This window comes from Treponema endosymbiont of Eucomonympha sp., from assembly GCF_001028545.1.
Window position 1 is genome coordinate 1 of sequence record NZ_BBPW01000185.1, and the last position, 1,197, is coordinate 1,197.

The 1,197-nt window shown below is 53.6% G+C and carries 1 protein-coding gene and 1 pseudogene; one reads left to right on the plus strand and one right to left on the minus strand.

The window, feature by feature from the left end; genetic code table 11:
• Positions 1-82 precede the first annotated feature (82 nt).
• Positions 83-877: a MutS N-terminal domain-containing protein gene (locus AWU74_RS05800; protein WP_238580191.1), complete on the plus strand. Its 795-nt coding sequence runs from the start codon at positions 83-85 to the stop codon at positions 875-877.
• Here AWU74_RS05800 and AWU74_RS12735 read toward each other — a convergent pair.
• Positions 849-1,028, minus strand: a pseudogene (locus tag AWU74_RS12735) (hypothetical protein); the annotation flags it as partial. The gene AWU74_RS05800 and the pseudogene AWU74_RS12735 sit on opposite strands and share 29 nt — an antisense overlap.
• Positions 1,029-1,197: the final 169 nt, after the last annotated feature.

Here is a 1,197-nt window from a genome sequence, read left to right on the forward strand (position 1 = left end):
TAGCCCGACTATCGATATAACCGATTCCGTGATACGCAGTCTCGGTTTGTAGGCAAATATGGCAGCAGAACTGAAGCCGCTTATGCAGCAGTACCGGAAAATCAAAGAACAGCATATAGGCGAAGTATTGTTTTTCCGGCTCGGCGATTTTTACGAGATGTTTGACAACGATGCCGTTGAAATATCCCGTCTGCTGAATCTGACGTTGACGCAGCGGAGCGGTCATCCTATGTGCGGCATCCCTCACCACGCTTCAAAACTCTATATTGCGCGGCTTCTCCGGTTCGGCAAAAAGGTTGCCGTCTGCGAGCAGGTTGGTCCTGTCAGCAAGGGTAAGGAACTGACTGAGCGCCAAGTCATTGAAGTGATCACGCCGGGCACGGTGCTGGAACAGGAATATCTTGAGCAGTCGGCGCATAACTACCTTGCAGCTATTTTCGCAGGGAAAGAAAAGACCGGTTTTGCCTATATCGACGTTGCGACGGCGACTTTTTATGCCACAAACTGGGACACGTCCGATATGACAGAATCCTTCGCCCGCGAACTGGGGCGCGCTGTCCCCCGCGAACTGCTTTTGCCACAGTCGCTTGACGATAACGATGAGGTAAAGGCGGCGCTTGCGTCCGCTCCCAATATGCTCGTATCCCGTTATCCCGACTGGCATTTTGCACCGGAACTTTCCTACAAGCGGCTTCTTTCCACTTTCGGCGTGGCAAATCTGCGCCCTTTTTCGCTTGCCGAGTCTTCGCCCGAAGTGCCACCCGCCGCTGTTCTTCCTCGACGATATTCTGTTCCGCATTCACCAACTCGTCTTCCAACTCCTGAAGCCGTTCCGTCGTGTAACGGTCGCCGTTCACGAGTGCGCGGCGCAGGATAAAATGCTCCGGCACCGGCGAGAGTTTCCCCCGGCTAATCTCTATGTAATAACCTATGTTGCGGTTGTAGCGAATCTTTAAGTTCGGGATATGCGTCTTTATGCGTTCTTCGTCGAGGTAGCGGTCGAGGACACGGTCAAAGTTGTTCTTCACTTCTCGGTAGCGGTCGAGCTGTTCCGACCAGCCGCTTTTAATGATATTCCCCTCGGTGGGCGACGCGGACGGTTCGTCTAAAATCGCCCGCTCAATAAGGTTGATAATCTCCTGCGCCTGTGCCGTATCGACCGGCGCAATGGCGGCATTCCCTACAGCAAAAAGCTCG